Source organism: Pantoea sp. GbtcB22 (genome assembly GCF_019091025.1).
Lineage (GTDB): Bacteria > Pseudomonadota > Gammaproteobacteria > Enterobacterales > Enterobacteriaceae > Pantoea > Pantoea leporis.
Window position 1 is genome coordinate 1 of the sequence record NZ_JAGXKB010001088.1, and the last position, 228, is coordinate 228.

The window sequence follows — 228 nt, forward strand, 5'->3', positions numbered from 1 at the left end:
GCCGATCACCTGCTGGCCCCAACCCGCATCTATGTGAAAAACATCCTTAGCCTGATCGAACAGGTTGATGTGCATGCGACTTCGCATCTGACCGGCGGCGGCTTCTGGGAAAACATCGCGCGCGTGCTGCCAGACAACACCCAGGCGGTGCTGGAAGAGAGCAGCTGGCAGTGGCCGTCTGTGTTCAGCTGGATGCAGCAGGCGGGCAACGTTAGCCGTCACGATATG

1 protein-coding gene is annotated in these 228 nt (G+C 59.6%); it reads left to right on the top strand.

From position 1 onward, the window contains the following. On the top strand, nt 1-228 hold a 228-nt coding region (locus KVT28_RS27590; RefSeq protein ID WP_254633692.1), incomplete at both ends, for an AIR synthase-related protein.